This is a genomic window from Koromonas soli (assembly GCF_059726265.1).
Genome location: NZ_AP040872.1, coordinates 1,055,128 through 1,082,093 on the forward strand (window position 1 = coordinate 1,055,128; position 26,966 = coordinate 1,082,093).

The 26,966-nt window shown below is 57.5% G+C and carries 25 protein-coding genes; 8 read left to right on the forward strand and 17 right to left on the reverse strand.

Annotated elements, in window-relative coordinates; genetic code table 11:
- Positions 1–38: 38 nt before the first annotated feature.
- The 6 genes from AC6IY8_RS04595 to AC6IY8_RS04620 form a co-directional block, all read right to left on the reverse strand.
- Positions 39–359 carry a hypothetical protein gene (locus tag AC6IY8_RS04595; protein WP_497777526.1) on the reverse strand — a complete coding sequence of 107 codons (321 nt, stop codon included), beginning with the start codon at positions 357–359 and terminating at the stop codon, positions 39–41.
- Positions 360–415: 56 nt separating this feature from the next.
- Positions 416–3,724, reverse strand: a complete 3,309-nt coding sequence (locus AC6IY8_RS04600; RefSeq protein ID WP_497777527.1) for an efflux RND transporter permease subunit — start codon at positions 3,722–3,724, stop codon at positions 416–418.
- On the reverse strand, positions 3,721–5,019 hold the full coding sequence (locus tag AC6IY8_RS04605; protein WP_497777528.1) for an efflux RND transporter periplasmic adaptor subunit: 1,299 nt from the start codon (positions 5,017–5,019) through the stop codon (positions 3,721–3,723). Before AC6IY8_RS04605 ends, AC6IY8_RS04600 begins: the two co-directional genes overlap by 4 nt.
- Positions 5,019–6,341, reverse strand: coding sequence for a TolC family protein (locus AC6IY8_RS04610; RefSeq protein WP_497777529.1), 1,323 nt, complete (start codon positions 6,339–6,341; stop codon positions 5,019–5,021). Before AC6IY8_RS04610 ends, AC6IY8_RS04605 begins: the two co-directional genes overlap by 1 nt.
- A 630-nt stretch (positions 6,342–6,971) precedes the next feature.
- The gene (gene groL / locus AC6IY8_RS04615) at positions 6,972–8,636 is read right to left on the reverse strand and encodes a chaperonin GroEL (RefSeq protein WP_497777530.1); all 1,665 of its coding nucleotides are present in this window, start codon (positions 8,634–8,636) and stop codon (positions 6,972–6,974) included.
- A gap of 80 nt (positions 8,637–8,716) precedes the next feature.
- Positions 8,717–9,025 (reverse strand): co-chaperone GroES, encoded by a 309-nt coding sequence (locus AC6IY8_RS04620; RefSeq protein ID WP_497777531.1) that lies wholly within the window; start codon positions 9,023–9,025, stop codon positions 8,717–8,719.
- A gap of 349 nt (positions 9,026–9,374) precedes the next feature.
- Here AC6IY8_RS04620 and AC6IY8_RS04625 point away from each other — a divergent pair, with 349 nt between their 5' ends.
- The gene (locus tag AC6IY8_RS04625) at positions 9,375–9,770 is read left to right on the forward strand and encodes a carboxypeptidase-like regulatory domain-containing protein (RefSeq protein ID WP_497777532.1); all 396 of its coding nucleotides are present in this window, start codon (positions 9,375–9,377) and stop codon (positions 9,768–9,770) included.
- A gap of 294 nt (positions 9,771–10,064) precedes the next feature.
- Here AC6IY8_RS04625 and AC6IY8_RS04630 read toward each other — a convergent pair whose 3' ends face one another.
- Positions 10,065–10,745 carry a thiamine pyrophosphate-dependent enzyme gene (locus tag AC6IY8_RS04630; protein WP_497777533.1) on the reverse strand — a complete coding sequence of 227 codons (681 nt, stop codon included), beginning with the start codon at positions 10,743–10,745 and terminating at the stop codon, positions 10,065–10,067.
- 560 nt (positions 10,746–11,305) lie between these two features.
- Here AC6IY8_RS04630 and AC6IY8_RS04635 point away from each other — a divergent pair.
- The 4 genes from AC6IY8_RS04635 (at position 11,306) to AC6IY8_RS04650 (ending at position 14,805) form a co-directional block, all read left to right on the forward strand.
- A complete protein-coding gene (locus AC6IY8_RS04635) occupies positions 11,306–12,049 on the forward strand; it encodes a TlyA family RNA methyltransferase (RefSeq protein WP_497777534.1) in 744 nt (247 codons plus the stop codon).
- A gap of 34 nt (positions 12,050–12,083) precedes the next feature.
- Complete coding sequence (locus tag AC6IY8_RS04640; RefSeq protein WP_497777535.1) at positions 12,084–12,932, forward strand: NAD(+)/NADH kinase; 849 nt, start codon at positions 12,084–12,086, stop codon at positions 12,930–12,932.
- 31 nt (positions 12,933–12,963) lie between these two features.
- Positions 12,964–14,568 carry an amidohydrolase gene (locus tag AC6IY8_RS04645; protein WP_497777536.1) on the forward strand — a complete coding sequence of 535 codons (1,605 nt, stop codon included), beginning with the start codon at positions 12,964–12,966 and terminating at the stop codon, positions 14,566–14,568.
- An 81-nt stretch (positions 14,569–14,649) separates the two neighbouring features.
- The gene (locus AC6IY8_RS04650) at positions 14,650–14,805 is read left to right on the forward strand and encodes a hypothetical protein (protein ID WP_497777537.1); all 156 of its coding nucleotides are present in this window, start codon (positions 14,650–14,652) and stop codon (positions 14,803–14,805) included.
- A 46-nt stretch (positions 14,806–14,851) separates the two neighbouring features.
- Here AC6IY8_RS04650 and lysA read toward each other — a convergent pair whose 3' ends face one another.
- Both lysA and AC6IY8_RS04660 read right to left on the reverse strand, forming a co-directional pair.
- Positions 14,852–16,165 (reverse strand): diaminopimelate decarboxylase, encoded by a 1,314-nt coding sequence (lysA, locus tag AC6IY8_RS04655; protein WP_497777538.1) that lies wholly within the window; start codon positions 16,163–16,165, stop codon positions 14,852–14,854.
- Positions 16,162–17,940, reverse strand: coding sequence for a GAF domain-containing protein (locus AC6IY8_RS04660; RefSeq protein ID WP_497777539.1), 1,779 nt, complete (start codon positions 17,938–17,940; stop codon positions 16,162–16,164). The genes lysA and AC6IY8_RS04660 overlap by 4 nt, the downstream gene beginning before the upstream one ends.
- A 139-nt stretch (positions 17,941–18,079) precedes the next feature.
- On the opposite strand from AC6IY8_RS04660, the gene AC6IY8_RS04665 reads away from it, so the two are divergent.
- From AC6IY8_RS04665 to AC6IY8_RS04675, 3 genes are all read left to right on the forward strand, one after another.
- Positions 18,080–18,460: a rhodanese-like domain-containing protein gene (locus AC6IY8_RS04665; RefSeq protein WP_497777540.1), complete on the forward strand. Its 381-nt coding sequence runs from the start codon at positions 18,080–18,082 to the stop codon at positions 18,458–18,460.
- 63 nt (positions 18,461–18,523) lie between these two features.
- The gene (locus AC6IY8_RS04670; protein WP_497777541.1) at positions 18,524–19,237 is read left to right on the forward strand and encodes a metal-dependent hydrolase; all 714 of its coding nucleotides are present in this window, start codon (positions 18,524–18,526) and stop codon (positions 19,235–19,237) included.
- 194 nt (positions 19,238–19,431) lie between these two features.
- Complete coding sequence (locus AC6IY8_RS04675) at positions 19,432–19,902, forward strand: PDDEXK family nuclease (RefSeq protein ID WP_497777542.1); 471 nt, start codon at positions 19,432–19,434, stop codon at positions 19,900–19,902.
- A 64-nt stretch (positions 19,903–19,966) separates the two neighbouring features.
- Here AC6IY8_RS04675 and AC6IY8_RS04680 read toward each other — a convergent pair whose 3' ends face one another.
- From AC6IY8_RS04680 to AC6IY8_RS04715, 8 genes are all read right to left on the reverse strand, one after another.
- Complete coding sequence (locus AC6IY8_RS04680) at positions 19,967–20,467, reverse strand: beta-class carbonic anhydrase (protein ID WP_497777543.1); 501 nt, start codon at positions 20,465–20,467, stop codon at positions 19,967–19,969.
- 46 nt (positions 20,468–20,513) lie between these two features.
- The gene (locus tag AC6IY8_RS04685; RefSeq protein WP_497777544.1) at positions 20,514–21,395 is read right to left on the reverse strand and encodes a polyprenyl synthetase family protein; all 882 of its coding nucleotides are present in this window, start codon (positions 21,393–21,395) and stop codon (positions 20,514–20,516) included.
- A gap of 104 nt (positions 21,396–21,499) precedes the next feature.
- A complete protein-coding gene (locus AC6IY8_RS04690; RefSeq protein WP_497777546.1) occupies positions 21,500–21,871 on the reverse strand; it encodes a hypothetical protein in 372 nt (123 codons plus the stop codon).
- A 100-nt stretch (positions 21,872–21,971) separates the two neighbouring features.
- Entirely contained in the window at positions 21,972–22,196 is a 225-nt protein-coding gene (locus tag AC6IY8_RS04695; RefSeq protein ID WP_497777547.1) for an exodeoxyribonuclease VII small subunit, read from the reverse strand.
- An 85-nt stretch (positions 22,197–22,281) separates the two neighbouring features.
- Positions 22,282–23,808: an ABC transporter substrate-binding protein gene (locus AC6IY8_RS04700; protein WP_497777548.1), complete on the reverse strand. Its 1,527-nt coding sequence runs from the start codon at positions 23,806–23,808 to the stop codon at positions 22,282–22,284.
- The gene (locus AC6IY8_RS04705) at positions 23,801–24,940 is read right to left on the reverse strand and encodes an anhydro-N-acetylmuramic acid kinase (RefSeq protein ID WP_497777549.1); all 1,140 of its coding nucleotides are present in this window, start codon (positions 24,938–24,940) and stop codon (positions 23,801–23,803) included. The genes AC6IY8_RS04700 and AC6IY8_RS04705 overlap by 8 nt, the downstream gene beginning before the upstream one ends.
- 107 nt (positions 24,941–25,047) lie before the next feature.
- The gene (locus AC6IY8_RS04710; RefSeq protein ID WP_497777550.1) at positions 25,048–25,584 is read right to left on the reverse strand and encodes an archaemetzincin family Zn-dependent metalloprotease; all 537 of its coding nucleotides are present in this window, start codon (positions 25,582–25,584) and stop codon (positions 25,048–25,050) included.
- The gene (locus tag AC6IY8_RS04715) at positions 25,581–26,957 is read right to left on the reverse strand and encodes a sigma-54-dependent transcriptional regulator (RefSeq protein WP_497777551.1); all 1,377 of its coding nucleotides are present in this window, start codon (positions 26,955–26,957) and stop codon (positions 25,581–25,583) included. Before AC6IY8_RS04715 ends, AC6IY8_RS04710 begins: the two co-directional genes overlap by 4 nt.
- Between the last annotated feature and the right edge of the window lie 9 nt (positions 26,958–26,966).

Consider the following 26,966-nt stretch of genomic DNA (forward strand, 5'->3'; position numbering starts at 1 on the left):
AGGGCCTCACCCATTGTTAGTAAGTAAGATGTGAAAACTTACTTTGCGGCTGCTACCGAATTTACGGTGAGTGTGTTTCCCTTAACCTCTCCGGTTACGGTCGCCTGCTGGCCAGCCAGGGCGCTCAGTTCAGCGGTCTTGCCGGCGAGAACATACTTCTTGCCATTGGCAACGACAGCATACTTGGCGCCGTGCTTCGCGCATTCGCGAATGCATTCGGCGGCGGACTTGCCGGACATCATGTGCTTGCCCGTACCGCACATGTCATCCGTGATGAGTCCGGTCACGGTTGTAGGTGCAGCAAGAGCGGGAAGAGCCATAGCGCTAAGAAGCATGAGAGAGGCAAACATCTTTTTCATCGACTTACTCCTTTTGAATTTCGTTTTGGTTTGTTCAATGTTGCAAAATCTAAAGATCACGTCGTGACATGATCCAGTTCTTTCTTCATTTCATTCGAATGTCGAATGGAGGGTTGAACTTCGAACTTCCATTTCCATATGGCGAAGAGCGGTGGATAAACGATCAACTCCATCAGGAATGAGGTCACGATTCCTCCTACCATCGGCACGGCAATGCGCTTCATTACGTCAGCCCCAGCGCCGGTTGACCACAGAATCGGCAACAATCCAAAGATCATGCAGGCCACGGTCATCACCTTTGGGCGAAGTCTCTTCACAGCTCCATGCTCGGTCGCGTCACGCAGTTCTCTCCACGAGGAGAGCTGTCCTCGTGCGGCGGCTTCCGCACAGGAGAGATCGAGATACAACAGCATAAACACTGCAGTTTCAGCATCCACTCCCAACAGGGCAATTAAACCTACCCACACAGCGACGCTCATGTTGTAGCCCATCCAGTGCAGCAGCCAGATGGCTCCAATGCCAGAGAAGGGAACGGCGAGCAAGATGATCGAAGTCTTCACGACCGATCCAGTGTTGGCATAGAGCAGCAGGAACACGGCAAAGATCGTTACGGGCAACACGACTTTGAGACGCTCGCGTACACGTTGGATGGATTCGTATTGTCCGCTCCACACGAGTTGAAATCCCGTAGGCACACTCACCTTTGCTTCGACTGCGCGTTGCGCGTCGGCAACATAGCTGCCCAGATCGCGTCCGGCGACATCGACGAACACGTATCCGCTGAGTCGTCCATTTTCGTCGCGAATCATGCCAGGGCCGGTGCACATCGAGAGTGTTGCGAGTTCGCCGAGCGGAACCTGTGCTCCGCCGGGGATCTGCACAAGCACGCGCTCCAGCGATTGCAGGTCGCTACGATAACCGCGCAAGTAACGGATGCTGACGGCATAGCGCTCGCGGCCTTCGACGGTCGTGGTTGCGGTTTGTCCGCCAATGGCTGACATGATGACCGATTGCGCATCATCGACGTTGAGGCCGTATCGAGCGAGCGCATCTCGCTTCAGGTCGAAGTCGAGGAAATATCCTCCGGTTGTGCGTTCGGCGTAAACGCTGGCCGTGCCGGGTACGCTGTGCAGCGTCTGCTCCACGTCGTGCCCGATGCGCTCGATCTCTTCGAGGCTTGAGCCCAGAACCTTGATGCCAAGCGGCGTGCGAACGCCGGTGGTGAGCATGTCGATGCGTCCTTTGATCGGCATGGTCCACGCGTTTGTGACGCCAGGGAAGGTGAGTGCTTCGTTCAGCCCTCCAGGGCCGTAGATCAGTTCGTTGGTCGTCTGGCGGTCGGGCCAGAGGCGGCTCAGCACCGAGTGTGTCCATTGCGGCATGTGGCGTGTGTACCAGCGCTCCCGCACGGGCCACTCATCGTGTGGCTTGAGTACCACGACAGTCTCCATCATGGAGAACGGCGCGGGATCGGTAGCGCTCTCCACGCGGCCCGCTTTGCCAAAGACGGATTGTACTTGCGGGAAGCTGCTGAGAATGCGGTCCTGCTCATGCAGCAGTAAACTCGCCTGTCCTACCGAGATTCCCGGAGTTGTCGTGGGCATGTATAGCAGCGTGCCCTCATCTAGCGGAGGCATGAACTCCGAACCGAGCTTGTTGTACACCGGAATCGTCACGGCCATCAGCACCAGCGCGGCCGTAATTGGAATCCACTTGTGCTCAAGCGAGAACTCGACTACCGGCTGATAGATCTTCATCAGTGGCTTGCTGATTGGGTGTTCTTCTTCACTGCGAATTTTACCGACAAGCACCGCGTTCGTTGCGCGTGCCAACCACTTTGGGCGGAAGTTGTACTCCTTCATATGCGTCACGAGGAGACGCATCGCGGGATCAAGCGTGATAGCTAGCAGCGCAGCGATGACCATTGCCAGAGTCTTCGTGAGTGCCAGGGGCTTGAACAGCCGTCCTTCCTGCGCTTCGAGCGCGAAGACCGGCAGGAACGAAACGGCGATTACGAGGAGCGCAAAGAAGCTTGGGCCGCCGACTTCCTTTACGGCATCGATCACCACGCGGTGGTAATCTTCCTTGCGTCCCCCCTCCTGCCAATGCTCGAGTTTCTTGTGCGTCTGCTCGACAACGACAATGGCTGCATCGACCATCGCGCCGATCGCGACAGCAATTCCGCCGAGCGACATGATGTTTGCAGTCATTCCTGAAAGCTGAAGTGGAATGAAGGCAATCAGCACCGTAACAGGAATGGTGATGATGGGAATGGCGGCGCTTGGGAAGTGCCACAGGAATATCAGAATCACCAGGCTGACGATGATAAGTTCTTCGATCAGCGTGTGGCGTAGGTTGTCCACCGCGCGGTTGATTAGCTCTGAGCGGTCATACACCGGCACAATTCGCAGGCCCTTGGGCAGCGACGGTTGTACCAGTTCTATCTGCTTCTTTACACGCTGGATGACCTTCTCTGCGTTCTCGCCCACGCGCATTACGACTACGCCGCCGACTGCTTCGCCCTTGCCATCGAGGTCAGTAACGCCACGGCGCATTGCGGGACCGTAGGTGACAGTCGCAACATCGCGTACACGAACAGGAGTTCCACTCTGCGCGTTGTTGACGAGGACGATGTTGCCGATGTCATCGAGCGAGCGAAGGTAGCCGCGTCCGCGCACCATGTACTCGCGTCCGCTGAACTCAACAAGGCGTCCACCAACATCGTTGTTGGATTTGCTGATTGCGTCAGCAACGGAGTTCACCGGAAGCTTATATGCCTGCAACCGGTTCGGATCGAGGTTTACCTGGTACTCGCGAACGAAGCCGCCTACGGGAGCCACTTCCGCCACGCCGGGAAGTGACTGTAGCGAGTAGCGCAAATACCAGTCCTGGTAGCTGCGCATTTGTTGAAGGCTGTACTGGCCCGTGTCATCGACAAGCGCGTACTGATATACCCAGCCTACGGCAGTCGCGTCTTTTGCGAGCTCGATGCTCGCCTCTTTTGGCAGACGCGATGTAATGGAGTTCAGGTATTCGAGCGTACGCGAGCGTGCCCAGTAAATATCGGTTCCTTCTTCGAAAACAATATAGATATAGGAAAAACCGAAGTCAGAGAACCCGCGAATATCCTTCACCTTCGGCATGCCGAGCAGTGCCGACGTGATCGGATACGTGAGCTGGTCTTCGATGATGTCGGGGCTGCGATCCCACTTGGCGTACACGATTACTTGTGTGTCGCTCAGGTCGGGGATGGCGTCAAGCTTGGTGTTCTTCATCGCGCGATAGCCAAACACGGCAGCTAGCGCAACGAGAATCAACACCAGCACGCGATGACGCGCGCTGAATTCAATGATTGCGCCGATCATTTTGTGCCTCCCATGCTCATCGGCGCGTTAAGCTTCGTGTCGGAATCAAGCAGGAAGTTACCGCTCTGCACGATGGTTTCGTCCTTGTTCACGCCCGAGGTCAGGATTGTTCTGCCGTCCACGGTTGCGCCAATGGTGACAGCTCGCGGCTCGAAGGTTGAATTATCCTGCGCAACAAAGACCGTCTGCATCGTGCCGCTGTTAAGGACTGCTTCGGCGGGCACGACCATGTGGTGACCATAGTTGATCTTCAATTCCACATCGGCCAGCATGTTGGGCTTCAGCACCATGCCGGGATTCGCAACATCGATGCGAATCTTGGCCGTGTGCGTTTGCGGATCGAGCACGGGAAACGTGTACGCAACACGTCCCGTGATTCCGTTGCCTGGCGCATAGGGGAAGTGAATGATCGCCGTCTGCCCGACCTTGACGTAGGGAAGATCGGCCTCGAATACATCCGCCGTCACCCACACTCGCGAGAGATCGGCAATTGTATAGAGGTCCGTGTCGGCTGAAGTCGAGGTGTGCGGGAAAGCTTTGCGATCGGTGATGTATCCGCTTACGGGAGAGTACACGGTTATGGTTTTGCTGACCGCTCCCGTGCGATCTAGTTCAGCAATCTGCTTGTCAGTCATATCCCACAGCTTCAGGCGCTCACGCGCGGAAGCCATCAGCGACTGCGAGCTCTTCGCGACATCTTCGTACTGCGATTTACCAAGCTCCTGCATGCCGCGCCGCGCGATCAGATATTCCTGTTGCGTGGCGACGAGGTCAGGGCTGTACACGGTAAACAGCGGCTGGCCTTTTTGCACGAGTTGCCCGACGAAGTTGGCATACACGTCCTCAACCCAGCCCGCGGTCTTCACATGCACATGGCCGATGCGCGTTTCGTCTGCGATCACGACACCAGAGGTGCGAAGGGTGCGGCTGACGTCCTGCTCATCAACTGTGGTGAGACGAACGCCCAAGGCGCGCTGTTGCGCCGCTGGCATGTGGATAACTCCCTGGTCTGTCGTCGGCTGCTCCCCAGGGTTTTTGGATTCGTACATCGGCACGAGTTCCATTCCGCAGTCGGGAGCGATGCCCGGCTTATCCGAGTGGTACGCAGGATGCATGGGGTCGTACCAGTACAAAATCTTCTTCTGCGGCTCCGGCGAGGTGCTCGGCGCGCTTGCCTTTGCGACTTGATTGGAAAGGTGCAGACCGGCACGCTTTCCGTAAAGTAGAAACGCAATCAGGGCGACGGCAGCCAGTACGGCGCTCAAGCGGACAATGGTGCGAATGCGCGGGTTCATCAGTGTGCCTCCGTTGCGGTCGGCGCTTCCATGTCGCCGGTCAGCCCGTGAATGCGCGCGATGGCAATCTCGTAGTCGGCGCGCTGACGGTAGTAATCAAGTTCGTAGGAGTAGATCGCTGTGTAGCTGGTGAGCACCGTCAGGAAATCGACCGAGCCCACGGTGTATGAAGACTGCGCAGAATCCCGCGCCAACCTCGCCTGCGGCAGAATCGCCTGATCGTAGAGCTCGAGCATCTGCTTTGCCGTTTCTGCGGCGGAGTATGCCTGCTTGAGCTCATAATTCAGCTCAAGGCGGCGTGCCTCCTGTCCCTGTTTTGCGGCACGAACTCGCAGCTCACTCTCAATCACTTCCTGCCTATAACGGTCGCGATGAAGGTAGGGGAGATTTACCGTGAACTGCATGCCATGCATGTCAGGCATGCCGGGGCGCTGCTGATACATGTAGCCAATGTTCAGGTCAGGCAAAGCGTCCTTGCGGCTCAGGGCTAGCGCCGCGCTTTCCTTTTCACTCATGCGCTTTTCGCGAGCCAGCATCAGGTCGTTTGCTTCCGCCTCGCGAGCGAGCTCGTTCATTGCAGGCAGGGTACTGTGAGCGGGCTCGGCGGGCGCGGCCAGTTGCGCATCGGGAGCACGGCCCATCAAGGTGTTTAGACGCGCTGCCGCTACCGAGCGCTGCTGGCGCAAGGTAGCAGTGCGCTGCAGAAGCATGGAGATTTCCAGCCGCGCCCGCAACACATCCTGCTGCATGGCTTTGCCTACGCGATACCGACCTTCCGTGATATCGCCAAGCTGCTTTAGCCTTTGGTGATTCTGTTCCGTGATCTTCAGAGCGAGGTCGTAATAGTAGTAGTCAAAAAATGCTGTGCGAGCTTCCGTTACGAGAGTGCGCTGTGCCGAGCTCTGCGAGACCTCTTCCAATGCGACATCGCGGCGGGCTACTTCGCGCTGCAATGCGCGTTTGCCTCCCAACGGCAGCATCTGCATCACGGTAAGTCCGCGATAGCTGGAAGGGTCGTTGTCCTGTACCTTGAAGGGAACCGGATCGCCCATCCAGGACAGTGTCACGCTCGGATCGGGCAGAACGCCTACTTGCGAGATATGAGCTCGTTGAGCGGCTACCAGTGACGCCGCTCGTCCGAGTCCGGGATTGGCCGCCAGAGCTTCGCGAACAACGTCCTCCAGGCGAAGTTCACCATTTGTTTGCAGAGGCGATCCAGTTGCGGCTTTTGGAGCGCTCTGCTGAAGATCCTGTTCTGTGCCGTGGGTCGATCCCGAAGCACTCGCCTGTCCCAACGCCATCGGCGCCAGTGCAAGCGTCAAGCATAGTTCTCTTAGCATTTCTTATCTCTCTTCCGTGCATAGCCAAAGTCGTGCGCGCACGAGCGTGTAACCCGGGCGCAACTCAGCGTCAAGGAAGAGAAATCAGATCAGTAAGGTGCAGAGGAGTTGTAGTGGTGATAACAGCGGTGGTGGCGTGTTGATGTCTGCCGTTTGCGATGTGGGCACCGCCGGCAGTGGAGCAAACTGAGGTGCTGCTGGCATCAGCGCTATGTGCACGGGAGGCACAATTTGCGCGTCGGAAGTGCGAACCGCAGGTGCGGGCGCCTTACGTTGGCAGCAGGGCATCGCTGGTGCGGGCGGCACAGGTGAAGGCAATCCGGCAGCCCAGCCCTCATCCTGACCGTGGTGGCACATGGCGCACCCATCGTCAGTGCTAGCTTCGGCAGACGTGCAAATCGCCAGTCCCAGGACCGGTGCAAGAAGCACCGTCAGGAGCAAAGCTGACGAGATGAATTTGCGGAGCTGCATAAGTCACTTATACAACGAATCGGGAGTGGCGTCTTGTGATTTTAATCACTTTCGCCCTGTTGTGATGTTTTGAAGCATGCCCCAGATGCAAAAAGCCCCGCGTTTTGAGCGGGGCTTCCTGTTTCTGCAACTTGCTTTTGTTTAGTACATGCCGCCCATGCCGCCCGCACCCGGGTGCGCAGGAGCTTCCGGCTTCGGTTCCGGAATCTCGGCGATCAGGGCTTCGGTGGTCAGCATCAGGGCCGCGATCGAGCCCGCGTTCTGAAGGGCCGTGCGAGTCACCTTGGTCGGGTCGATGACACCGGCCTTGACCAGGTCAACAAACTGACCGCTCTGAGCGTTGTAGCCGTATGCCTGATCCTTGTTGTCGCGGATTTTGCCGATCACGACCGCGCCTTCTTCACCAGCATTGGCAACGATCTGGCGCAGAGGCTCTTCGAGAGCGCGCTTCACGATGTTGGCACCGATCTGCTCGTCGCCTTCCAGCTTCAGAGCTTCCACGGCCGGGATGCAACGGATCAGGGCAACGCCGCCGCCCGGAACGATACCTTCCTCAACCGCAGCGCGGGTCGCGTGCATTGCGTCTTCCACGCGAGCCTTCTTTTCCTTCATTTCGGTCTCGGTGGCTGCGCCGACCTTGATCACGGCAACGCCGCCCACGAGCTTCGCCAGGCGTTCCTGGAGCTTCTCGCGGTCGTAGTCGCTGGTGGTTTTTTCAATCTGGGCGCGGATTTCCTTCACGCGACCGGAGATGTCCTCAGCCTTGCCGGCTCCCTCGACGATGGTGGTGTTGTCCTTGTCGATGGTGACCTTCTTGGCAGTGCCGAGATCGGCGAGCGTGATGTTTTCGAGCTTCAGGCCGAGGTCTTCGGTGATGGCCTTTCCGCCGGTGAGGATTGCGATGTCCTGCAGCATGGCCTTGCGGCGGTCGCCAAAGCCAGGAGCCTTGACGGCAGCGACGTTCAGCGTGCCGCGCAGCTTGTTGACCACGAGAGTCGCAAGCGCTTCACCGTCGATGTCTTCGGCGATGATCACGAGCGGGCGGCCGCTCTTGGCAACCTGCTCGAGCAGGGGCAGCAGGTCCTTCATGCTGCTGATCTTCTTTTCGTGGATCAGGATGACGGCGTTGTCGAGCACGGCTTCCATGCGCTCGGCGTCGGTCACGAAGTAAGGCGAGAGGTAGCCGCGGTCAAACTGCATGCCTTCGACGACTTCCAGCTGCGTCTCCATGGTCTTTGCTTCTTCCACGGTGATGACGCCATCCTTGCCAACCTTCTTCATCGCTTCCGCAATGATGTGGCCGATGGTCTCGTCGTTGTTGGCCGAGATGGTGCCAACCTGGGCGATCAGCTCTTCGCGGTCAACCGGCTTGCTCAGCTTGTCGAGAGCGCCAGGAACGCGGTTGCCTTCCTTGTCCACTGTGCCGTTGACGGCAACAATGGCCTTCTCGATGCCGCGCTTCAGAGCCATCGGGTTCGCGCCGGCAGCAACGGTCTTCACGCCTTCGCGGAAGATCGACTGAGCCAGAACGGTGGCGGTGGTGGTGCCGTCGCCGGCGATGTCGCTGGTCTTGCTGGCGACTTCCTTCACCATTTGCGCGCCCATGTTCTCAAGGGTGTCCTTCAGCTCGATTTCCTTGGCGACGGTGACGCCGTCCTTGGTGATGAGCGGGGAACCAAACTTCTTCTCGATAACAACGTTGCGACCCTTCGGTCCGAGCGTCACCTTAACCGCATCGGCCAGAACATTTACGCCGCGGAGAATAGACTGACGGGAATCCTCACCGTGAACAATCTGTTTTGCCATTGATTTAAAGCTCCTATGAAATCTTGATCTTTCCACCCGTGTTGGGTGGCGAAACTAAATGGCGGCTGCTGCCGCGAAACTTACTTTTCGAGGATGCCGAGGACTTCTTCTTCACGCATGATCAGCAGCTCTTCGCCGTCGATCTTGATCTCGGTGCCGGCGTACTTGCCGAACAGGATGCGGTCGCCAGGCTTCACAGCCAGGGGGAACACCTTGCCTTCATCGTTAGACTTGCCCTTGCCGACTGCGATTACTTCGCCTTCCTGCGGCTTGTCTTTCGCCGTGTCCGGAATAATGATTCCGCCGCGGGTCGTTTCTGCCTCTGCGATACGGCTGACGACGATACGGTCATGCAACGGGGTCAGCTTCGTGGTGAGTGCTGTTGCCATTCGGAACTCCTTTCAAAACTGGGGAAGAAAATGTTGCGGCCGGTCGCCGCGACTCCAAGTGGCAGGTGAGGGCACCCGTGGAGGGTGCTTGTTAGCACTCCTGCCACACGAGTGCTAATCTATCGCTTCGGGAAGGTGGGTGTCAAGCGCTATGAGTGTAATTCACTCAGATTTCATAGATAACCAGAGCTGACATTCCGACCCCGGCTAAGCCTATCAGAAATCGCCATTTCCGCTCTGCCCAGCCCTCAATTTCCGTTTCTGTTGCGCGAATCGGGTACCTGATTACAATGGGAGCACCAGAACTGGCACCTAATTGCCTGCCTCGTTTTCTGGTCGGGAGATGCTTATGCTTGCGAGGTTCCGAGTTACTGCCCTTATCGCAATCCTGCTCGTTGTGCCGGTTTTGCTTTCGGCTGCCGAAAAGAAGAAGAAGGCTCCTGAACAGTTCTGCACGCTGAGCTTCGTCGTTCTCAGGGATTCCAGCGGCAAGCCGATCAAGAATGCCAGTGTCGTCATTCACTCGTTGCGGGCAGATGGAACGCAGACCTCCGATGGGTTCCAGCTCAAGACGAACGAGGAGGGGAAGGCCTCCATCGACGACATTCCTTACGGCAAGCTCCGTCTGCAGGTGCTCGCGCCGCGATTCCAGACGTATGGCGATGACATTGAGATCAAGGAGGCGAAGCAGGAGATCGTCATCCGGCTCAAACCTCCAGCCGACCAGGTCTCCATCTACAAGTAGAGTAGGGAAGCTCACCGACCGCGCCTGAGGCGCGGTTTTCTATTGCAACACTTTAGCGAAGCAGCGTGGAAAGTATTGTCGCGCGTTCCTGTCGAGAGAGTTTTCCGGAGTGAACCACGGTGGATGCTGCGGCGAGAGAAAGAACCGAGACGCAGACAATCAGGAATGCAACTGCGAAGGGTACAAATTTAGCCGATACTGCTCGCAACATAGTGAAACCCATATGACAACATTCGGCCGAGATTGTCTCGTTACGAAAGGTGAAGAATTGTTACCAACGTTGGGACGCAGCAGTTATCTCGGAGTGTTCCCGTGTCGTTCCATATGATCCCGCAGCAGGTCGAGGGGAGTCCCTCTGTCGTCTGCTGACAGCGCCGCAATGATGCTTGGTCCACGCTGATGTCGCGCGTGATGCAAGGCCTCGGTGACAACCCTGTATGAGGCAATTGCGTCGTTGGCGTCCACACTAAACGCAGGGATTCCAAACTCAGCCGAGAGCACGCGTAAATCCGTATCCGGATGTTTCGGAGGCAACTGCTCTGACACGAGAAACAGAATGGGAACCTTGTGTCGCGACGCGAACTCGAACGCGTTGCGATAGTCCTTCTGTGATGCTGCATCTGTGCTCAACTTGCCTGCACAAATCACGGCGATAGCTTTAGGGTCGCGAAGCAATGCCGTTATCGCCGCGATCATCGAGGCTTCGAGTCGCTTGCTCTTTGCGCTTACGGCTTTCGCTTGCTTGCACACCTTGCGCGCACCCTGTGCGGCGTAAGCGAGAATCACCGGATCAGTCTCGCGGACCGCTGTGCATGCTGCGATCTCGACTACTTCGCATCCAGATGCTTTACCGCGAGCGCCTGACTTCATCGTGCGCAGTGTCTCGTACATGCGTTGTTGTGCATCGGCAGGCACAAGCGAAAACGGCTTGGTGCGGGCGTTTCTGGGCGCTCTTGCTGGCTTCGTTGTCGGCATCGGAATGGCTTCGTAATTCTAACCTAAGCAGGTTGAGAGTTGTGCGCTCTGGTGACTTTGGTTTCGCGCAGGTTTTCAACAAACATGTGGATATATCAGTGGGGAACCTTCGGACGAGTGCGAAATAGCCAGTGTTCATGCGGGTTTCTCCAATGTGCACTACGAGCGGTGCTGCGCGATGGAAGTTGCACTTTGCGATCGTTTGTGCCTCGTGCTCTGTTTTCAACACAAATGTGGAAATAGCAGTGACAAACATTGGAGAACCTTGAAATGGCCCAGTGTTCATGCGGGTTTTTCCAAACTGCACACATCCAGGTGCTACTCTGGATTTGCTCACAAGCGCGATTTCAGCAGCTCCGTCGTACACTCGCGGCGAGTGAGTTTGCGCAGAGCTTTCAACACATTTGTGGAAATCACGAAGGAAAAACTGAGCGGCAGTTCGCTACGGGCTTGTAATAATTGGCTCTGGTCCACTTTGCACTACTAGCGGTGCGGTGCAGTTTCGCGTGGTTTCGTTGCGTAGCTCGCACTGGAAACTCTCGTGAGACACTAGGGAAATTGTGAAGAAGCGAATTGACATTCTTCTGGTTGAGCGAGGCATGGTGCCCTCGCGTGAACGTGCGCAGGCCATGATTCTTGCTGGCCGCGTCCTGGTGGATGAGCAGAAGGTCACGAAGTCTGGTCAGTCCGTTGCAGACGATTGTGCCGTGCGCCTGCTTGGCAACGATCTGCGCTACGTCAGCCGTGGCGGACTCAAACTCGAAGCCGCGCTCGCTCACTGGAACATTCAGATCACCGGCGCAGTCTGCATGGACGTCGGAGCATCCACAGGCGGATTCACCGATTGCATGTTGCAGAACGGTGCTGCCAGCGTGCTAGCCGTTGATACCGGATACGGACAGATCGATGCGCGGCTGCGCGCTGATCCGCGCGTGCGTCTGCTGGAGAAGACCAACGCTCGCTATCTCGAACCGCAGCAGGTTCCTGAGCCAATCGAATTCATCTCGATGGATGTGTCGTTCATCTCTGCCACCCAGGTGCTTCCCGCCGTAATCGCCGCCGCGTTTACCGATAAAGGGCAAACTCGCCGGGAACTCGTTCTACTGGTGAAGCCGCAGTTCGAGGTTGGACGCGAAGCAGTGGGCAAGGGGGGCATCGTGCGCAGCGAAGCCGCGCAGATGGGCGCGGTGGAGAAGGTTCGGGCCTCGGTAACAGCGCTCGGCGGGCACGATATCGACGTTATCGATTCGCCCATTCTTGGCACCGAAGGAAACCGCGAATTCCTGTTGCACGCATCTTTCTAGCTGCGTGGCTCCCAAGTGGAGTACAAATAACATTGTGAAGATTGCTGCCATCGTCTCCAAACCCGCCAAGCCGGAGCTGGCCGACATCGTCCCGGAAGTTCTGCGCTGGCTAGGCTCACACGGATACCGCGTTTACATCGATCAGCAGACAGCCGCATACAAAACCAACGAATTTGTTGTGCCCAGGTCGGAACTCGCGCATTACTCGCCGGAGTTCATCCTGGTGCTTGGCGGCGATGGCACGCTGCTCTCGGCAGCGCGCGCAGTAGGTCCGGCGGAGATTCCGCTGCTTGCCGTGAACCTTGGGTCGCTGGGATTCCTCACCGAGGTTCGTCTCGATGAACTGTACGCGACACTGAAGGCGGTTGTCGAAGGCGATTGTCCTATCGAGGCTCGCTCTCTTCTCGATTGCCGTCTCGTGCGCAACGGTGAAGAGATGGCACGCTATCGCGCCCTCAACGACGTGGTCATCAAAAGCACGGTGGCGCGCCTCATCGGCTTCCAGCTTTGCCTCAATGGCGAGCGTGTCGTCGAATACCAGGCCGATGGTGTCATCATCTCAACGCCCACCGGTTCCACCGCTTACTCGCTGGCTGCAGGAGGTCCTGTGCTGTTTCCGACGGTCGAGGCCTTCGTGCTTACTCCCATCTGCCCGCATTCGCTTACCCATCGGCCGTTAGTGGTGAGCGACGAGTCGTTCATCACCGCGCGTCTCGACAGTGGTGCAGACGGGGTGCTCAGCATCGACGGACAGGTCGGAACTCCTGTGTTTCAGGGCGACCTCATCGAGTGCCGCAAAGCCAACTACTGTGTGAAACTGCTGCGCATACGACGTCCGTTTTTCGATGTGCTCCGCAACAAGCTGCAATGGGGACAGCGCTAGCGAGCATCCAACCTGATTTGTATCGAATGCTGTGACAGCCGACTTCATCATCACGAATGCCCGAGTCAGGACCGTCGATCCAGCGAAGCCTGAAGCTGAGGCCGTTGCGATCCTCGGTGAGCGCATTGTGGGGGTCGGTTCCTCGGCGGAGGTTGAGCTCTGGCGCGGGCCTCGTACCCGTGTCATTGACGCGCAGGGCCGACTTCTCCTGCCCGGATTCAACGATGCTCATGTGCATTTCAGTACTGGCGGCCTCTCGCTCGACTCCATTGATTTGCGCAGTTCATCGAGTGCGGCCGAGTTTGCCGCTCGCATTGCCGAACGAGCTGCCACGACATCCGCGGGGGAGTGGATCACCGGAGGCTCATGGGATGAGCAGCGCTGGAGCCGAGTTGAACTGCCCACTCGCCATCTCATCGATGATGCCACCCGCAATGTGCCCGTGCTCTTGATGCGCATGGATGTCCACATGGCGCTGGCGAACACCGCCGCGCTGAAAATCATTGGGATCGATCGCAACACACCTGATCCGCCCGGCGGAGAAATTGTTCGCGACCGCAATGGCGAGCCGACCGGAATCCTGAAAGACGCTGCCATGGTGCCGGCCTTTGCGCGGGTTCCGCCCATCTCGCACGAGCGGCGCTTGAGCGCCCTTCGCCGTGCGATGCACCATGCCGCAAGTGTCGGCGTCACCAGCGTGCACGACATGAAGACCTGCTACGAAGACATTGCCGCATTCGCCGAACTGGCCGAGCACGGAGAATTGACGACCCGAATCTATGCAGCGCCTCCCATTGCAACGTGGGAAGATCAAGCCAAGCTCGGATTGCGTCGTGCATTTGGTTCATCGTGGCTTCGTCTTGGAGCGGTGAAGGCGTTTGCCGACGGCTCAATTGGATCCACAACCGCATATATGTTCGAGCCATATCTGGATGCGCCGGACTCGTGCGGTCTGCTCGGCGAAGGCATGATTCCGTTGGAGAAGATCCGTACCCAGTTGCGCGGCGTTGATGCGGCCAGGATGCAGGCCTGCGTTCATGCGATCGGGGACCGAGCTGTATCCACCGTGCTCGATCTCGTCTCAGAACTCGATGGCGCGTACGACCGCCGCTTCCGCATCGAGCATGCGCAGCACGTCTCTCCGAAGGATTTCGCGCGCTTCCACGATCTCGGCGTCATCGCCTCCATGCAACCGTATCACTGTGTGGATGATGGGCGCTGGGTGGCGTCACGGCTCAGCTCGAAGGTTCTCGCCAACTCCTACGCATGGCGCACGATGCTTGCCCACGGTGTGCGGCTGGCATTTGGCACCGACTGGCCCATTGTTCCTTTGGAGCCGCTGCGCAGCATTCACGCAGCTGTTACACGCGCCACGCCGGATGAAAAGCATTCCCCAGGCTGGCATCCCGAGCAAAAGCTAACGGTAGCGGAAGCCGTCGAGGCATACACGATGGGCTCGGCATTTGCTGAGTTTCAGGAGAAAGAGAAGGGAAGTATCACCGCGGGAAAATTGGCCGATCTCGTCCTGCTTAGCGAAGATATCTTTCGCATCGAGCCTGCGCGCCTTCAGGACGTGGCTGTAGACCTCACCATCGCGGGTGGGCGCGTTGTGTTCGAGTCAGGCGCGATCAGCTAAGGACTGTCGCAGTGCCCCTTATCGCGAGGCTGATTAGGGTACGTAATCTCAATCGCGCACATTTCCTGGTAGAGCCAGAAGATGGCTTCAGTCTCGCAGCGGCGCGAGCAGAACACCTCTGCGCTGTGCTGGGGCATGACGTTCTTCCCCAGTGGGTCGCCACACCACGTGCAGGCCGTGGCCTTCGCGTCTTCTTCGGGTAAGTATGGATCGGGTAACATCGTGCAGCCAGAGTAGGCAGGCGATGTTACCCTGACAATCCAGCAATCCTCTTAGGTCAGACTCAGATTTCGTAGCGGACCATGTCTTCGATGGTTTCGCGTCTGCGTACCAGTTTCACCTTCGTGCCATCTACTAGAACTTCAGCGGCCCGAGCACGCGTGTTGTAGTTCGAAGACAAGCTCATGCCGTAAGCGCCAGCATCGAGTATCGCGAGCAGGTCGCCGGATTCCACAGGCGGCAGATCGCGGTCGCGTCCGAAGAAGTCTCCCGTCTCGCAGATCGGCCCCACCACGTCCACTACTTCGTTCTTCTTTGTCTCGCGAGGGGTTACGGGCACAATCTCGTGATGCGCACCGTACAGCGACGGCCGGATCAGGTCGTTCATCGCCGCATCCACCACAACGAACTGCTTCCCGCTATTTTCCTTGGCGTAGAGTGTGCGGGTCATAAGCGCTCCGGCCGGAGCGATGATCGAGCGCCCAGGCTCCAGCAGCAGATGCAAGCCAGTACGGCGTAGAGGTTTTGTCAGTGCTGCAGCGTATGCCTTCACGCTGCGCTCAAACTCCGCGAAGCTCATCGGTTTCTTTGACTTGTGATAACGCACGCCGAGTCCGCCGCCAGCATCGACGAAGTTGATGTTCAGCCCGTCCTCAGTGAGGGCGTTCACAAGCGCCAGTACGCGCTCCATCGTATCGGCAAAAGGCTGCACGTCGGTGATCTGCGAGCCGATATGCACGCTCACACCCACTGGATCGAGATATGTGAATTTAGCCGCTCTGCGGTAAAGTTCACGCGCCTCCGCGATGGGCACGCCGAATTTGTGCTGACGCAGCCCCGTGCTTATGTACGGATGCGTTTCCGCCTTAACATCAGGATTTACGCGGAACGAGACGCGCGCGGTCTTCTTCAATTTCTCGGCACGCGCGCCCAGCAATTCCAACTCAGCTTCGCTTTCGATGTTGAAGAGCAGGATCTGCGATTCGAGCGCCAGGTCCATCTCTTCGATCGTTTTCCCCACGCCGGAAAACACTACGCTTTCGACCGCGTGCTTTCCTGCCATGGCGACGCGCTGCAACTCGCCTCCGCTCACCACGTCGAAGCCACAGCCCATGGAGGCCAGCAGCCGCAGGATGGAGAGATTCGAATTTGCCTTAACGGAATAGCAGATCGTATGCGACTGTTTTTCGAAGGCGCGCTTAAACGTCTCTACCCGCGCGCGAATCGCTGTTGCGGAATAAACATAGAGCGGTGTGCCGAAGCGCCGTGCCAGGCGCTCCATCTCGATTTCATCGCACAAAAGGGTACGGCCTTGCTTGCCGCTGCCAAAGGTAAAAGCCGGGGGACGCTCCTCGAGGGAGCTTTTGCGAATCGTCACTTCTTTTTATTCGTTTCCTTGATTTTCAGCACCGCGACGGTCTGGTCGTCGAACGCTTCCACGTTGCCCACGAATCGATTCACGTCCGCAAACACGGCCTCTACTATGTCGTCTGCCGATTCTTTGCAATGGGTTTCCAGGATGCGTGCCAGCCGCTTCATGCCGTACGCTACGCCCGCCTCGTTCTGCGCGTCCGGAATACCGTCGCTGAAGAACACATACACCTCACCGGGGCGCGTACGAAACGTAATTTCATCGTACTCTGCCGTGCTGAACAGGCCAAGAGGTATTCCACTGATTTCTACGCGTTCTGCCTTGCCGCCCTTGCATCGGTAAGGATGGGGCAAGCCTGAGTTCGCAATGCGCAGCGTCCTGTCCTCGTCATTCCACAGCGCGTAAATGATGGAGACAAACTGCGCAGCTATGGGACGCTCTGCCAGCGACTGGTTGATCCCAGTCAGCATTTCCGCGGCTCCGGGCTCCTCGGTTGCATGCGAACGCAGAATGCCGCTGACTAGTGCTTCGTAAATTGCTGCGGGAGCACCTTTGCCGCTCACGTCGCCAATCGCCAGGGCCGTTAGCGCGGTTCCCGCATAAGAAACGTAGTCGTAAAGATCGCCGCCAATCGTGCGTGCCGGTACCGAGCGCGCAGCGAACTCCGCCTTATCAAGCACGGGTACCTTCTGCGGCAGCAAGCGATACTGTAACTCGCGAGCCAGCAGCAGATCTTTCTCCAACCGCATTTCCTGTCGTTCGATCTTTTCGTAGAGGCGCGCATTCTCAATGGAGATCGCGATCTGTGCCGCCAGAGTCTTGATGACTCGCGCATGCTCTTCGGTGAAATAGTTGCGGCGTGTGTGCTCCAGGTCGAGCACGCCGATGACTTCGCCCTTGTACACCAGCGGTACGCAGAGTTCGCTCATCGTCTCGGGATTGAGCGGAATGTAGCGGTCGTCGCGCGTCACATCTGGTGCGACGATTGCGCGATTCTGTTCTGCTGCATATCCCACCAGCCCGCGTCCGAGCGGAATCTCGTGCTTCAGTTGCACGCTTTCCTTGAAGCGCAGAGAAAAACGGTGCTGTAGTTTGGTGCGCTTCGAGTTGAGCAGCAGAATCGAGAACATCTGGTAATCGATGAGCCTCAACAGCAGATCGCCTATGCGTTTGAAGAGCTGATCGAGGTTGAGGATGGACGTGAGTTCGCGGCTGATCTCATTGAGCAGTACGAGCTGTTTCGCCTGGCGTGCCACGCGCGTGTACAGCCGCGCATTTTCCACACCGATCGCGACACGTGAAGCAATCAGCATCAGAAGGCTGCGATGCTCCTCGGTGAAAAAGTTGCTTTCCGAGGCCTCCACGTCGATCACGCCGATTGTGCGCCCTTTCACGATCAGCGGCACAGCCAGCTCGGAGAGGACCTTCGCTCCACTGGCGATGTATTCAGGAGTCTTTAAAACATCGTTGACCAGCACAGGCTCGCCGCGTTGCGCGGCCATCCCCGTAATGCCCGACCCGACTTTTACGCGAATGCGTTCGGCGACTTCGGGCGCGTGGCCCACCTGGAAGCGAATGCGCAGTTCCTGGCGGCGCTCGTTGAGCAGCAGGATGGCGAACACGTCGTAGTTGATGATGCGCCGTACCAGTTCAGCCACGCGATGCATCAACGTTTCTAAATCAAGCGTTGTGTTGACGGCATCAGCTACCTCGAGAAGGTAGCTTTCCATGCGCCGTGAAGCGTCTTCGCGCTCGTCCTGAGTTTGAGTTACGTTCGACATTCAGAATCAGTCCGAAACGCCCGTCGGGCCAAGGCTGGTATCACCAGCAAAATCCTTCGCCTCGCCGCTCCAGCTGCATCGAGGATTCTATCATCGCCCTCCCTTCTCGAATGGAACTGTGTCGCGGCGATGGCATAGAATGATCCGCTTGGAGGCCGATGCCATGTCAATGCCTGAATTTCAGCAGTTGGTAAGTGATGTGAAACGTGAGGTTCGTGAGATCCCAGTTTCCGAATTGCGCGAAATGCAATCCAAGGGAGAGGATTTTTCGCTGGTCGATGTGCGTGAGCCTGAAGACTGGCGGCAGGGTACGATTCCGGGCGCTGCCACCATTGCCCGTGGCGTGCTCGAAATGAACATCGATCAGGTCACGACCGACAAAGACCGCAAGATCGTGCTCTACTGCGGTGGAGGCAGCCGTTCCGCACTCGCAGCCTACATGCTGCAGCGCATGGGATTCCGCAACGTGCTGTCGCTCGCCGGTGGCTACCGCGGATGGCAGGACTCCGAGAAGCGCTAACAAGCACAGCTAGCAACGGGCGAGGTGCCCGAAGCAACCAACAACGTAAGAGGAAAGCGAAAGATGCCGATTTACCTTACCTGGCTGGGACACTCCACATTCAGAATCGAAACCGCCGAAGGCAAGACCATTCTCATTGATCCCTGGATCAAAGGAAACCCGAAGTGTCCTGAGTCCGAAAAGCATCAGAAGAAGGTCGATGTGCTTCTTTGCACCCACGGGCACGGCGACCACATTGGAGACGCCGTCGACGTCTGCCTTGAACACCAGCCCAAGGTCATCGGCATCTATGAACTGGCTTCGTGGCTCGGCAAGAAGGGCGCGAAAAACATCTCCCCGATGAACAAGGGAGGCACGCAGGAAGTCGAAGGCGTAAAGGTCACGATGGTCCACGCGGTACACTCCTGCGGCATTGAGAACGACGACGGCTCGTTCATCTATGGCGGCGAGGCGTGCGGTTACGTCCTTGAGTTCAGCAATGGGCTCAAGCTCTACCACGCTGGCGACACTGCAGTATTTAGCGACATGCAGATCATCCACGACCTATATGCGCCCGATTTCGCCCTGTTGCCCATGGGAGACCACTTCACCATGGGCCCGCGCGAAGCCGAGTACGCCTGCAAGTTGCTCAAGCCCAAGGTGGTCGTGCCCATGCACTTCGGAACCTTCCCTCTGCTTTCGGGCGACCCCCGCAAGCTCGAACCGACGGCCCAGCAGCAACACTTCCAGCTCTGGGAGATGGAGCCTGGCCAGCGACGCGAGCTTAGCCTCAAGTAGCGCAGCACCGCTGGATCGCCTCTTGGCGGTCCAGCCCCACCTTGAATTGCCTGCAGAATTCGTTTACTGCAACCGAAACATTTCTCTCCGGAAATCCCCTCCGAACATTCGGCATCCTAAGCCAAGCAACATGGGCCTTGTTCGCGTCAGGCGCTTTTGCCTGAGATTTGGACTTTGGACTAAGGAGAATCTTTGTGAAATCTATGAACCGCGTTCTTTGCCTGTTTCTGTTTGCCACGTTGCTGATTCTGCCGCATGCCACGGCGCAAATGCCTCCCGTTCGCCCCTTTCATGACGGTCCTGTCTGGACGATTGTCTTTGTGAAGGTGAAACCTGGCGTCGGACTTAATTACATGAATTACGTCGCGTCAGACTGGAAGAAGCAACAGGAGGCGCTCAAAAAAGCAAACCTCATACTCGATTACCGCGTAATCGAGAGCGAATCCCATGCCGGAGACGACTGGAACCTGATGCTTATGTCGCAGTACAAGGACCTCGCGACGATGGAAGCGAACGCGGATAAGGCGGAAGCGATCTCAATGCAGACACTGGCTGCGGACGATAAGAAGATGATAGAGGGCTACAAGGAACGCCTGGAATGGCGTGAAATTGTTGGCCGGCGTGTCGCTCGCGAGATTGTATTGGAGCCGAAGAGGACGCAATAGAAGTCATCCTCCAGGTGCGACTGTGCGGTTCGGCGAAGCAGGGAGCGGCAACTGTTTCGCCGGATTACTTCCACGGAACCTCGGTCAAGCGTCCTGTCTTTACGTCGTACACAAATCCCCGAATAGTGAGTTCCTTCCTCACCCACGAATTCGATGCCAGCCGCTCCAGTTGCTCTCGCACATTCCTGGCCACGTCCTTGAACGCATAGAAGCGGATGGGGAAGTTGGCTGGCTTACCGGCCTTGCACTCGATCAGGTCGCGCATTTCCTCTTCGGAAGCCTTTTGCAATCCGCAATCGGTGTGGTTGATCACCATGACCTCTTGCGTTCCCAGCATGTAGTGAGAAATCAGCAGGGAGCGGATTGCGTCCTCTGTCGCGATGCCTCCCGCGTTGCGGATGAAGTGTGCGTCGCCGAAGTCGATCCCGAGCGCATGTCGATCGAGTCGCGTATCCATGCACATGAGCACGGCGAGCTTGCGCCGTGGCTCGGGAGAATACTGCGAAGCATCGTGCGTTTCCTTGTACAACGCATTTGCGGCAAGAACCTCGTCAATCACGCTCATTTCGGAAGCACCTCACCATTCGCAAGCAATATCTGAACAGCGTTGCCTACTTCTTGCGCTCTACAAGATATGTCGCAATTTCCTTTAACGTATTCGCGCGTTCGCCAAAACTATCCAGCGTCGAGCATGCGGTCCGAATCAACTGCATCGCCATCTCTTCGGCCTTATCCAGTCCAAACAGTGCAGGGTATGTAACTTTCTCCGCTGCAAGATCCTTACCTGCGGTCTTACCGAGCTGTTCGCTGGTCTGCGTCACGTCCAGAATGTCATCGGCAATCTGGAACGCCAATCCTGCCGAGCGTCCAAACTCGCGCACCCGCTGCACCTCTACGTTCTTTGCGCCTGCATAGTAGCAGCCCGTCAGCAGCGAAGAGACGATCAGGGCGCCGGTCTTCGCCCGATGAATGTACTCCAGCGTGGGCAGGTCTGGGCGCACATGTTCCGACTCAAGGTCCACTACCTGGCCGCCGATCATGCCCTCGATTGTTCCTGTGCCGTGGGCCATCTCTTCGATGATGCGCACCCGCGCCTCTGCGGAACACCTCAGGCGTGCCATAACCTCGTAAGCCTGGGTCTGCAGGGCATCTCCGGCCAGGATCGCTGTTGCCTCGCCAAAAGCTTTGTGGCACGTCGGCCTCCCGCGGCGCAGGTCGTCATTGTCGAGCGCCGGCAGGTCGTCGTGCACGAGCGAGTAAGTGTGAATCATCTCGATCGCGGCGCCTAGTTCATCCACGCCCTCCGGCATGGTTCCGGCCACCATACGTGCGGCTTCCATGCACAGGATGGGACGCAGCCGTTTGCCTCCGGCGAAAACGCTATGCCGCATGGCCTGGTGAATCGAGCTCGGAAATTGCGTGGCAGCCGGCAATAAACGTTCCAGCGCCGCATCGGCAGTTTTCTGCCCTTGGATCAAAATTTCTTTCAACATGGACGGTAAAAGTGTACCAGCCACATAGCTGCAGGGCTACCAAACTCTCACGAAGCAGTTTCCTGAAGCAAAAAGCCCCGCCGGGCGGCAGGGCTCAGGAGTAATCAGGCGGCAACGGTCAGTGGAGGTTTCACGACCGTGCGCGAGACACGCAGAATCGAGCGAACATCCTGTGGGTAGCAGAGCTCAACGGCTCCTGCTTCCAGCGCGGTCGTCCACATACGCTCGTCCGGCGCGCGATGAGTACACACAATCGACAGGTTGAAGAACGCACGTGTCAACTGACGAATGTCGTCCATGCTGACCAATTCCAGATCAACTACTGCAAGCTGTGCCTGATGGCGCAGCAGCATATTGCGCAACTCGAGTGCATCCGTTGCCACAGCAACACAAGAGAAATGCGCATGGAGTTCGTCTGCCAGTTGCATCGTTACATTCGCATCTTTCTGAGCAATTACGACTGCAGGTGACGGCATTGTTTCTCCCGTAGGTTACAGCCCGTCTTTTGCAAGACGGACGGAAGGCATCGTGCAGTTTTGTCTTTAGGTCCTAATCTCGAAAGCGCGCGTTAACGCGTCACTTAGTTTCCAACTCACCAAAGGCTTCGGCTTTCAACTTGCCATTCTGTCTCATGAGGATCTCGATCTTGCCTTCCGCTTCATCGAGCTCTTTGCGGCACGCGCCTGAGAGCGCGACGCCTTCTTCGAAGAGCTTCAATGACTGCTCCAGCGGTAGTTCGCCCTTTTCCATTTCCTTGACGATTGCTTCCAGCCTCTGGAGACACTCTTCGAATTTCGGCAAGTCATCCTCCGTGTTGCGATCATTTTACTGCAAAGGCTTTGTTGTTGGGACGATCTTAAGGTTAATAAGGTGAGTACGCTGACTCTCATTGGTGCAGTCTTGCAGTCCGCAGGAAGTCGTAATTTCCGGCTGCCGTGAGCTGTACGTTTTCCAGCCGTCGCGTGTGCACCAGTACATTGTCGGACCACCAGAGGTGCACATACGGAAGATCGCGATTGAGTATTTCTTGCACCTGCACATAGACTGCCGCCCGCTGTTTCTCATCTACGCTGCGCCGCCCCTCGGCTATCAGGCGATCGACTTCGGGATTCGAGTAGTAGCCGCGATTGGACCGCTTTGGAGGGAAACTTTCAGAATCGAAAACACTCTCAAACAGATCCGGATCCTGGTTCCCGCCCACCCATCGCATGGAGTAGAGCTGGAATGCCCCTTTGGTTACATCCGAGTAGAAGGTAGCAAACTCATAGCTGCGAATATCGAGCGCAATCCCCACCTCACGCAACTGCTGCTGCAGTACTGCGCTCAGCAATCTCGTGCTTTCGTCCGTTGAGGTCTTCATGACCAAGTGGAATCGCACCCCGCTTGCATTCGCAGGGTATCCAGCCTGGTCGAGCAACTGGCGAGCTTTGGCAACGTCGTGAGGATAATCTTTGGCGCTCTTGTCATACGCCCAATGTTGCGGAGGCAGAACGCTGTTCGCTGGACGTGCCATGTCGTGCCAAAGATAGTGGATTAACGTCTCACGATTGATTGCATACGCAAGTGCCTGCCGCACGAGCACATTTTTCAGAATTGGATCGCGAAGGTTCATGGCCAGGTACTGATAATTTGTTCCCGGCGTTTGATCCACAACCAGTTGTTTATCCCGCGCCAGCACCGGAACCGTGTCTCCGGGCAGGGCATTGATCGCGGCGTCGGCCGAACCTTTGCGCAACTCCAGCGCTCGCGTCGTCGCGTCCGGCACTACGCTGAATCGTACTCGCGCCAGTCCTGCCTTCTCGCCCCAGTACTGCTCATTACGCTCGATTACAACTTCCCGGTCCGGTGCCTCAGAGACGAATCGAAATGGCCCTGTGCCAATCGGATGCCGTCCTAACTCATCGCCCGCACCGGCCGGTACCACCCCCATCGCGCCGTCGGACAAATTCCACAACAGCGCCGCGTAGGGTTCCTTGAGCCTGATCACAACCGTGTGCGTGTCGGGAGCCTCAATGCGGTCCACATAGCGGTACGCCGTGGTTTTCGCCGAGCGCACTTTTCCGCTAAGCAAAGAATCCAGTGTCCATTTCACATCTGCCGAGGTCAGCGGCTGCCCGTTGTGAAACCGCACGTCTTTGCGCAGATGGAACACATATGTAAGTGGATCGGGAATTTCCCAGCTCTCGGCCAATCGCGGTTGCAATTGGAAGTTCTCGTCGCGCCGCACCAGTCCCTCGAAGATCAGCTCACCAATCCGCTCTGACTGCGCATCGGTTCCGATTCTCGGGTCAAGGTTCAGCGGAGTGCTCTCAATCAGCATCACTGCCGTGTTTGCATCTGGCTTGTGCGCCGAACATGCTCCCAATCCCAAGCAGAGCGCCACCGCCGCAAGCGGTATCCCGAACTTACGCATAGCTCACCTTGCCCAGAATTACTGCACGCGCCGCCCCCGTCGCCCCTGGAACATTCGATGGCCTGCGATGCCACGTCTCATAAGCGAGTAAGGCAAAGGCGATGGCCTCCTTGGCCTGCGAAGGTATTCCAGCATCGTCGGTCGCCCGCACCTGAACGCCCAAGTCGGACATCTCGTTCCCGATCATCCGCATGAGCGTCTTGTTCCGCGTGCCGCCGCCTGAGACAAACAAATCGTGGTACCTGGAGCTCTGCGACAAGCCTCTCACCGCGTCCCCAATCGATCTCGACGTCAGCGCCGTCGCGGTCGCCACAATGTCGTGCTTGTCAGCTTCTCCACACAGTTTCAGGAATCGTTCGACGTACTCGCGCCCGAACTCTTCCCGCCCCGCCGTGCGCGGCCCTGTGAGGTGGAAATACGGATCTCCCATAAGCTGCTCTACTACGTCCCCGAGAACCTTGCCCTTCGACGCAATCTGGCCTTCGTCGTCGAACGCTGCGCCAAACAACTTCTCGCACAGTGCATCGATGACCATGTTTCCCGGCCCGGTGTCGAATGCCCTGATCTCTTCGGCCTTTGCTCCTGCTGGAATTGCTGTCAGATTTCCAATCCCGCCAATGTTCTGCACAATGCGCCCGCGTCGTGCGTGCCGGAACACGATCATATCGAGAAAAGGAACCAGCGGCGCGCCTGCTCCACCTGCCGCCATGTCCGCCGGACGAAAATCGCTCACAGTGGGAACGCCAAGCCGAGTGGCCAGCACCGATCCGTCGCCGATCTGCCATGTGCAGGCGAGTTTCTGCCCCAGATACTCTTCCGCCGCACCCTGGTGATAGATCGTTTGCCCATGGCAGCCGACGAGCTCACAAATTATTCCTGCCTGCTCCTGCGTTTGCATCACGCACTCTGCATAGATTTCCGCCAGCCTGAAATTCAGTCGCGCCAGTTCACTCACGGAAATATTCTGCGCATTCATCGCCCTGAGCACCGCTTCGCGCAAATGGGTCGGGTAGGGAAACGCGCAGTGCTGAATAAGCTCAAACCTCGTGTGCAGTCCGCGGCCCGTGAGCCGCACCAGTGCGACATCCACACCATCGGCGGAGGTCCCGCTCATCACTCCGGCAACGATCAAGTCCCGAGCTCCTCAGTGCTGAAAGATAAAAAGGTTCCAGAAAGGCCGATTGTACTATCCACGGCCTCGCTCGCCGAAACTCGACATTGCGGAATTACTAAGGGGAGCTACTTCTGCGCCAGCGCGCGGGCCTTTGCAGCGCATTCATGACAGAAGGTATGTTCCTTCAGGTCGATCCACTCCACCGCGTGCGAGCTCGACATGACGCAGCTATAGTCGTCGCAGTGGTGCAGTTCCAGTGTGTGACCCAGCTCGTGAATGGACTCGATCAACAGTCGCCGGGCGAGCAGGTTCGTGTCCGTCGGCAAGCCATAGAACTCCTGCCGCAGTCGCGCGTACGACACAACCGAACACTTACCTCCCATCTGCGCCTCGCCGAACACAAAGGTGAGAATAGGAATGTACAGATCCACCGGAGTCACTCCCAGCAGTCGCCATGTCTTCCATGTCGCATACTGCTGCATCCTCCCCAGCAATTCGCTGGAGTGGTACTGCCCGCGTTCGGCGTGGAATGCGAATTCCGGTCGCAGCGGAGGGCTCAGGATCTCGCACCGGATCTGGAATGCCTCGGACAACTCCGATCGCAACCAGTCCAGCAGCGGTTCATGCGGCCCACCGATGGGAACTAGCTGTAAAACCCTCATCGAATTTCAGACGCTGTCAGAGCCTGCTTGCTCCAACCATACTTCTTTAACTTATGGTGTAGCGTTACGCGATCAATGTCCAGAATCTCCGCCGCCCTTGTCTGGTTGCCGCCGCACTCATCCAGCACTCGCAGGATGTGAGTCTTCTCAATATCCTCTAGCGAGCGTGCTTCCATCACCGGCGTAGCCGTAGTGGCATGAGGTTGAATTGTGAAATCGCGCTCGCGCAATTCCGGCTCCTGCGAAACCACCATCGCGCGCTCTACCGCGTTTTCGAGTTCGCGAATATTTCCCGGCCAGTTGTACTGCTGCAGCAGATCCATCGCCCGCGGACTCACCCGGAGAATACGCTTGTTCATGTCGCGCGAGAACTTGCGAACGAAGTGGTCCACCAGTAGAGGAATGTCATCGCGGCGCTCGCGAAGCGGCGGCAGTTCGATGCGGAACACATTCAATCTGTAGTAGAGGTCGGGACGGAAACGCCCTTCCTCAATCTGTTGCTCCAGCGGTTTGTTCGTCGCGGCCACACACCGGAAATCCACTTTGAGCGCTGTATTCCCACCCACGCGCACGATTTCACGCTCCTGCAGCACGCGCAGCAAATCCGTTTGCGTGCGCAGGCTGATGTCGCCAATTTCATCGAGGAAAACCGTGCCGCCTTCCGCAACTTCAAACTTGCCTTTCTTGCGATATTGCGCCCCGGTGAAAGCGCCCTTCTCGTGGCCGAACAACTCGCTTTCGAGCAGTGTCTCCGTCAACGCGCCGCAGTGAATCGCTACCAGCGGATGGTAGCGCCGCGGGCTGGCAAAATGAATCGCTCTCGCAACAAGTTCTTTGCCCGTGCCACTCTCGCCAGTGATCAGCACCGTTGCGTCGGTCGGTCCTACTGTCTCGATGGCCTCGAACACGCGCTTCATTGCCGCGCTCTGGCCCACCATGTTGTCAGGACGTGCAACCTGGTCCACCTGCTCGCGCAATCGCACATTTTCTTCCCGGGCCTTGCGATGCGATAACGCATTCTGCATCAGGTGCGCAATCTCGTCCGGGTCCAGAGGCTTGGTCACGTAGTCGTATGCGCCATTCTTCAGCGCAGCCACCGCCGTCTCGACCGAGGCGTACCCGGTCATCATGATCACAATCAGGTTCGGATCAAGTTCGTGGATTCGCTTCTGCAGTTCGATGCCATCGGTTCCGCGCATCTTGATATCGAGTAGTGCGATGTCCCACGGATGCTCGGCCAGCCGCAGCAAGGCCTCGCTTGCGTTCTCCGCGGTTCCCACTTCGTAACCCTCTTCGCGGAACCACTTGTACAGCGAATCCCGAACGCTTAACTCGTCATCTACGATCAGCAAACGGCCCTTGATGTCGCTCACGTTCCCGCT

Excerpts from the sequence above, each read along its gene's own strand:
- AC6IY8_RS04595 (WP_497777526.1), bottom strand. The coding sequence starts at position 359 with ATGAAAAAGATGTTTGCCTCTCTCATGCTTCTTAGCGCTATGGCTCTT.
- AC6IY8_RS04600 (WP_497777527.1), bottom strand. The coding sequence starts at position 3,724 with ATGATCGGCGCAATCATTGAATTCAGCGCGCGTCATCGCGTGCTGGTG.
- AC6IY8_RS04605 (WP_497777528.1), bottom strand. The coding sequence starts at position 5,019 with ATGAACCCGCGCATTCGCACCATTGTCCGCTTGAGCGCCGTACTGGCT.
- groL (WP_497777530.1), bottom strand. The coding sequence starts at position 8,636 with ATGGCAAAACAGATTGTTCACGGTGAGGATTCCCGTCAGTCTATTCTC.
- AC6IY8_RS04620 (WP_497777531.1), bottom strand. The coding sequence starts at position 9,025 with ATGGCAACAGCACTCACCACGAAGCTGACCCCGTTGCATGACCGTATC.
- AC6IY8_RS04625 (WP_497777532.1), top strand. The coding sequence starts at position 9,375 with ATGCTTGCGAGGTTCCGAGTTACTGCCCTTATCGCAATCCTGCTCGTT.
- AC6IY8_RS04630 (WP_497777533.1), bottom strand. The coding sequence starts at position 10,745 with ATGCCGACAACGAAGCCAGCAAGAGCGCCCAGAAACGCCCGCACCAAG.
- AC6IY8_RS04650 (WP_497777537.1), top strand. The coding sequence starts at position 14,650 with ATGGCTTCAGTCTCGCAGCGGCGCGAGCAGAACACCTCTGCGCTGTGC.
- AC6IY8_RS04660 (WP_497777539.1), bottom strand. The coding sequence starts at position 17,940 with ATGTCGAACGTAACTCAAACTCAGGACGAGCGCGAAGACGCTTCACGG.
- AC6IY8_RS04665 (WP_497777540.1), top strand. The coding sequence starts at position 18,080 with ATGATCCGCTTGGAGGCCGATGCCATGTCAATGCCTGAATTTCAGCAG.
- AC6IY8_RS04670 (WP_497777541.1), top strand. The coding sequence starts at position 18,524 with ATGCCGATTTACCTTACCTGGCTGGGACACTCCACATTCAGAATCGAA.
- AC6IY8_RS04680 (WP_497777543.1), bottom strand. The coding sequence starts at position 20,467 with ATGAGCGTGATTGACGAGGTTCTTGCCGCAAATGCGTTGTACAAGGAA.
- AC6IY8_RS04685 (WP_497777544.1), bottom strand. The coding sequence starts at position 21,395 with ATGTTGAAAGAAATTTTGATCCAAGGGCAGAAAACTGCCGATGCGGCG.
- AC6IY8_RS04690 (WP_497777546.1), bottom strand. The coding sequence starts at position 21,871 with ATGCCGTCACCTGCAGTCGTAATTGCTCAGAAAGATGCGAATGTAACG.
- AC6IY8_RS04700 (WP_497777548.1), bottom strand. The coding sequence starts at position 23,808 with ATGCGTAAGTTCGGGATACCGCTTGCGGCGGTGGCGCTCTGCTTGGGA.
- AC6IY8_RS04710 (WP_497777550.1), bottom strand. The coding sequence starts at position 25,584 with ATGAGGGTTTTACAGCTAGTTCCCATCGGTGGGCCGCATGAACCGCTG.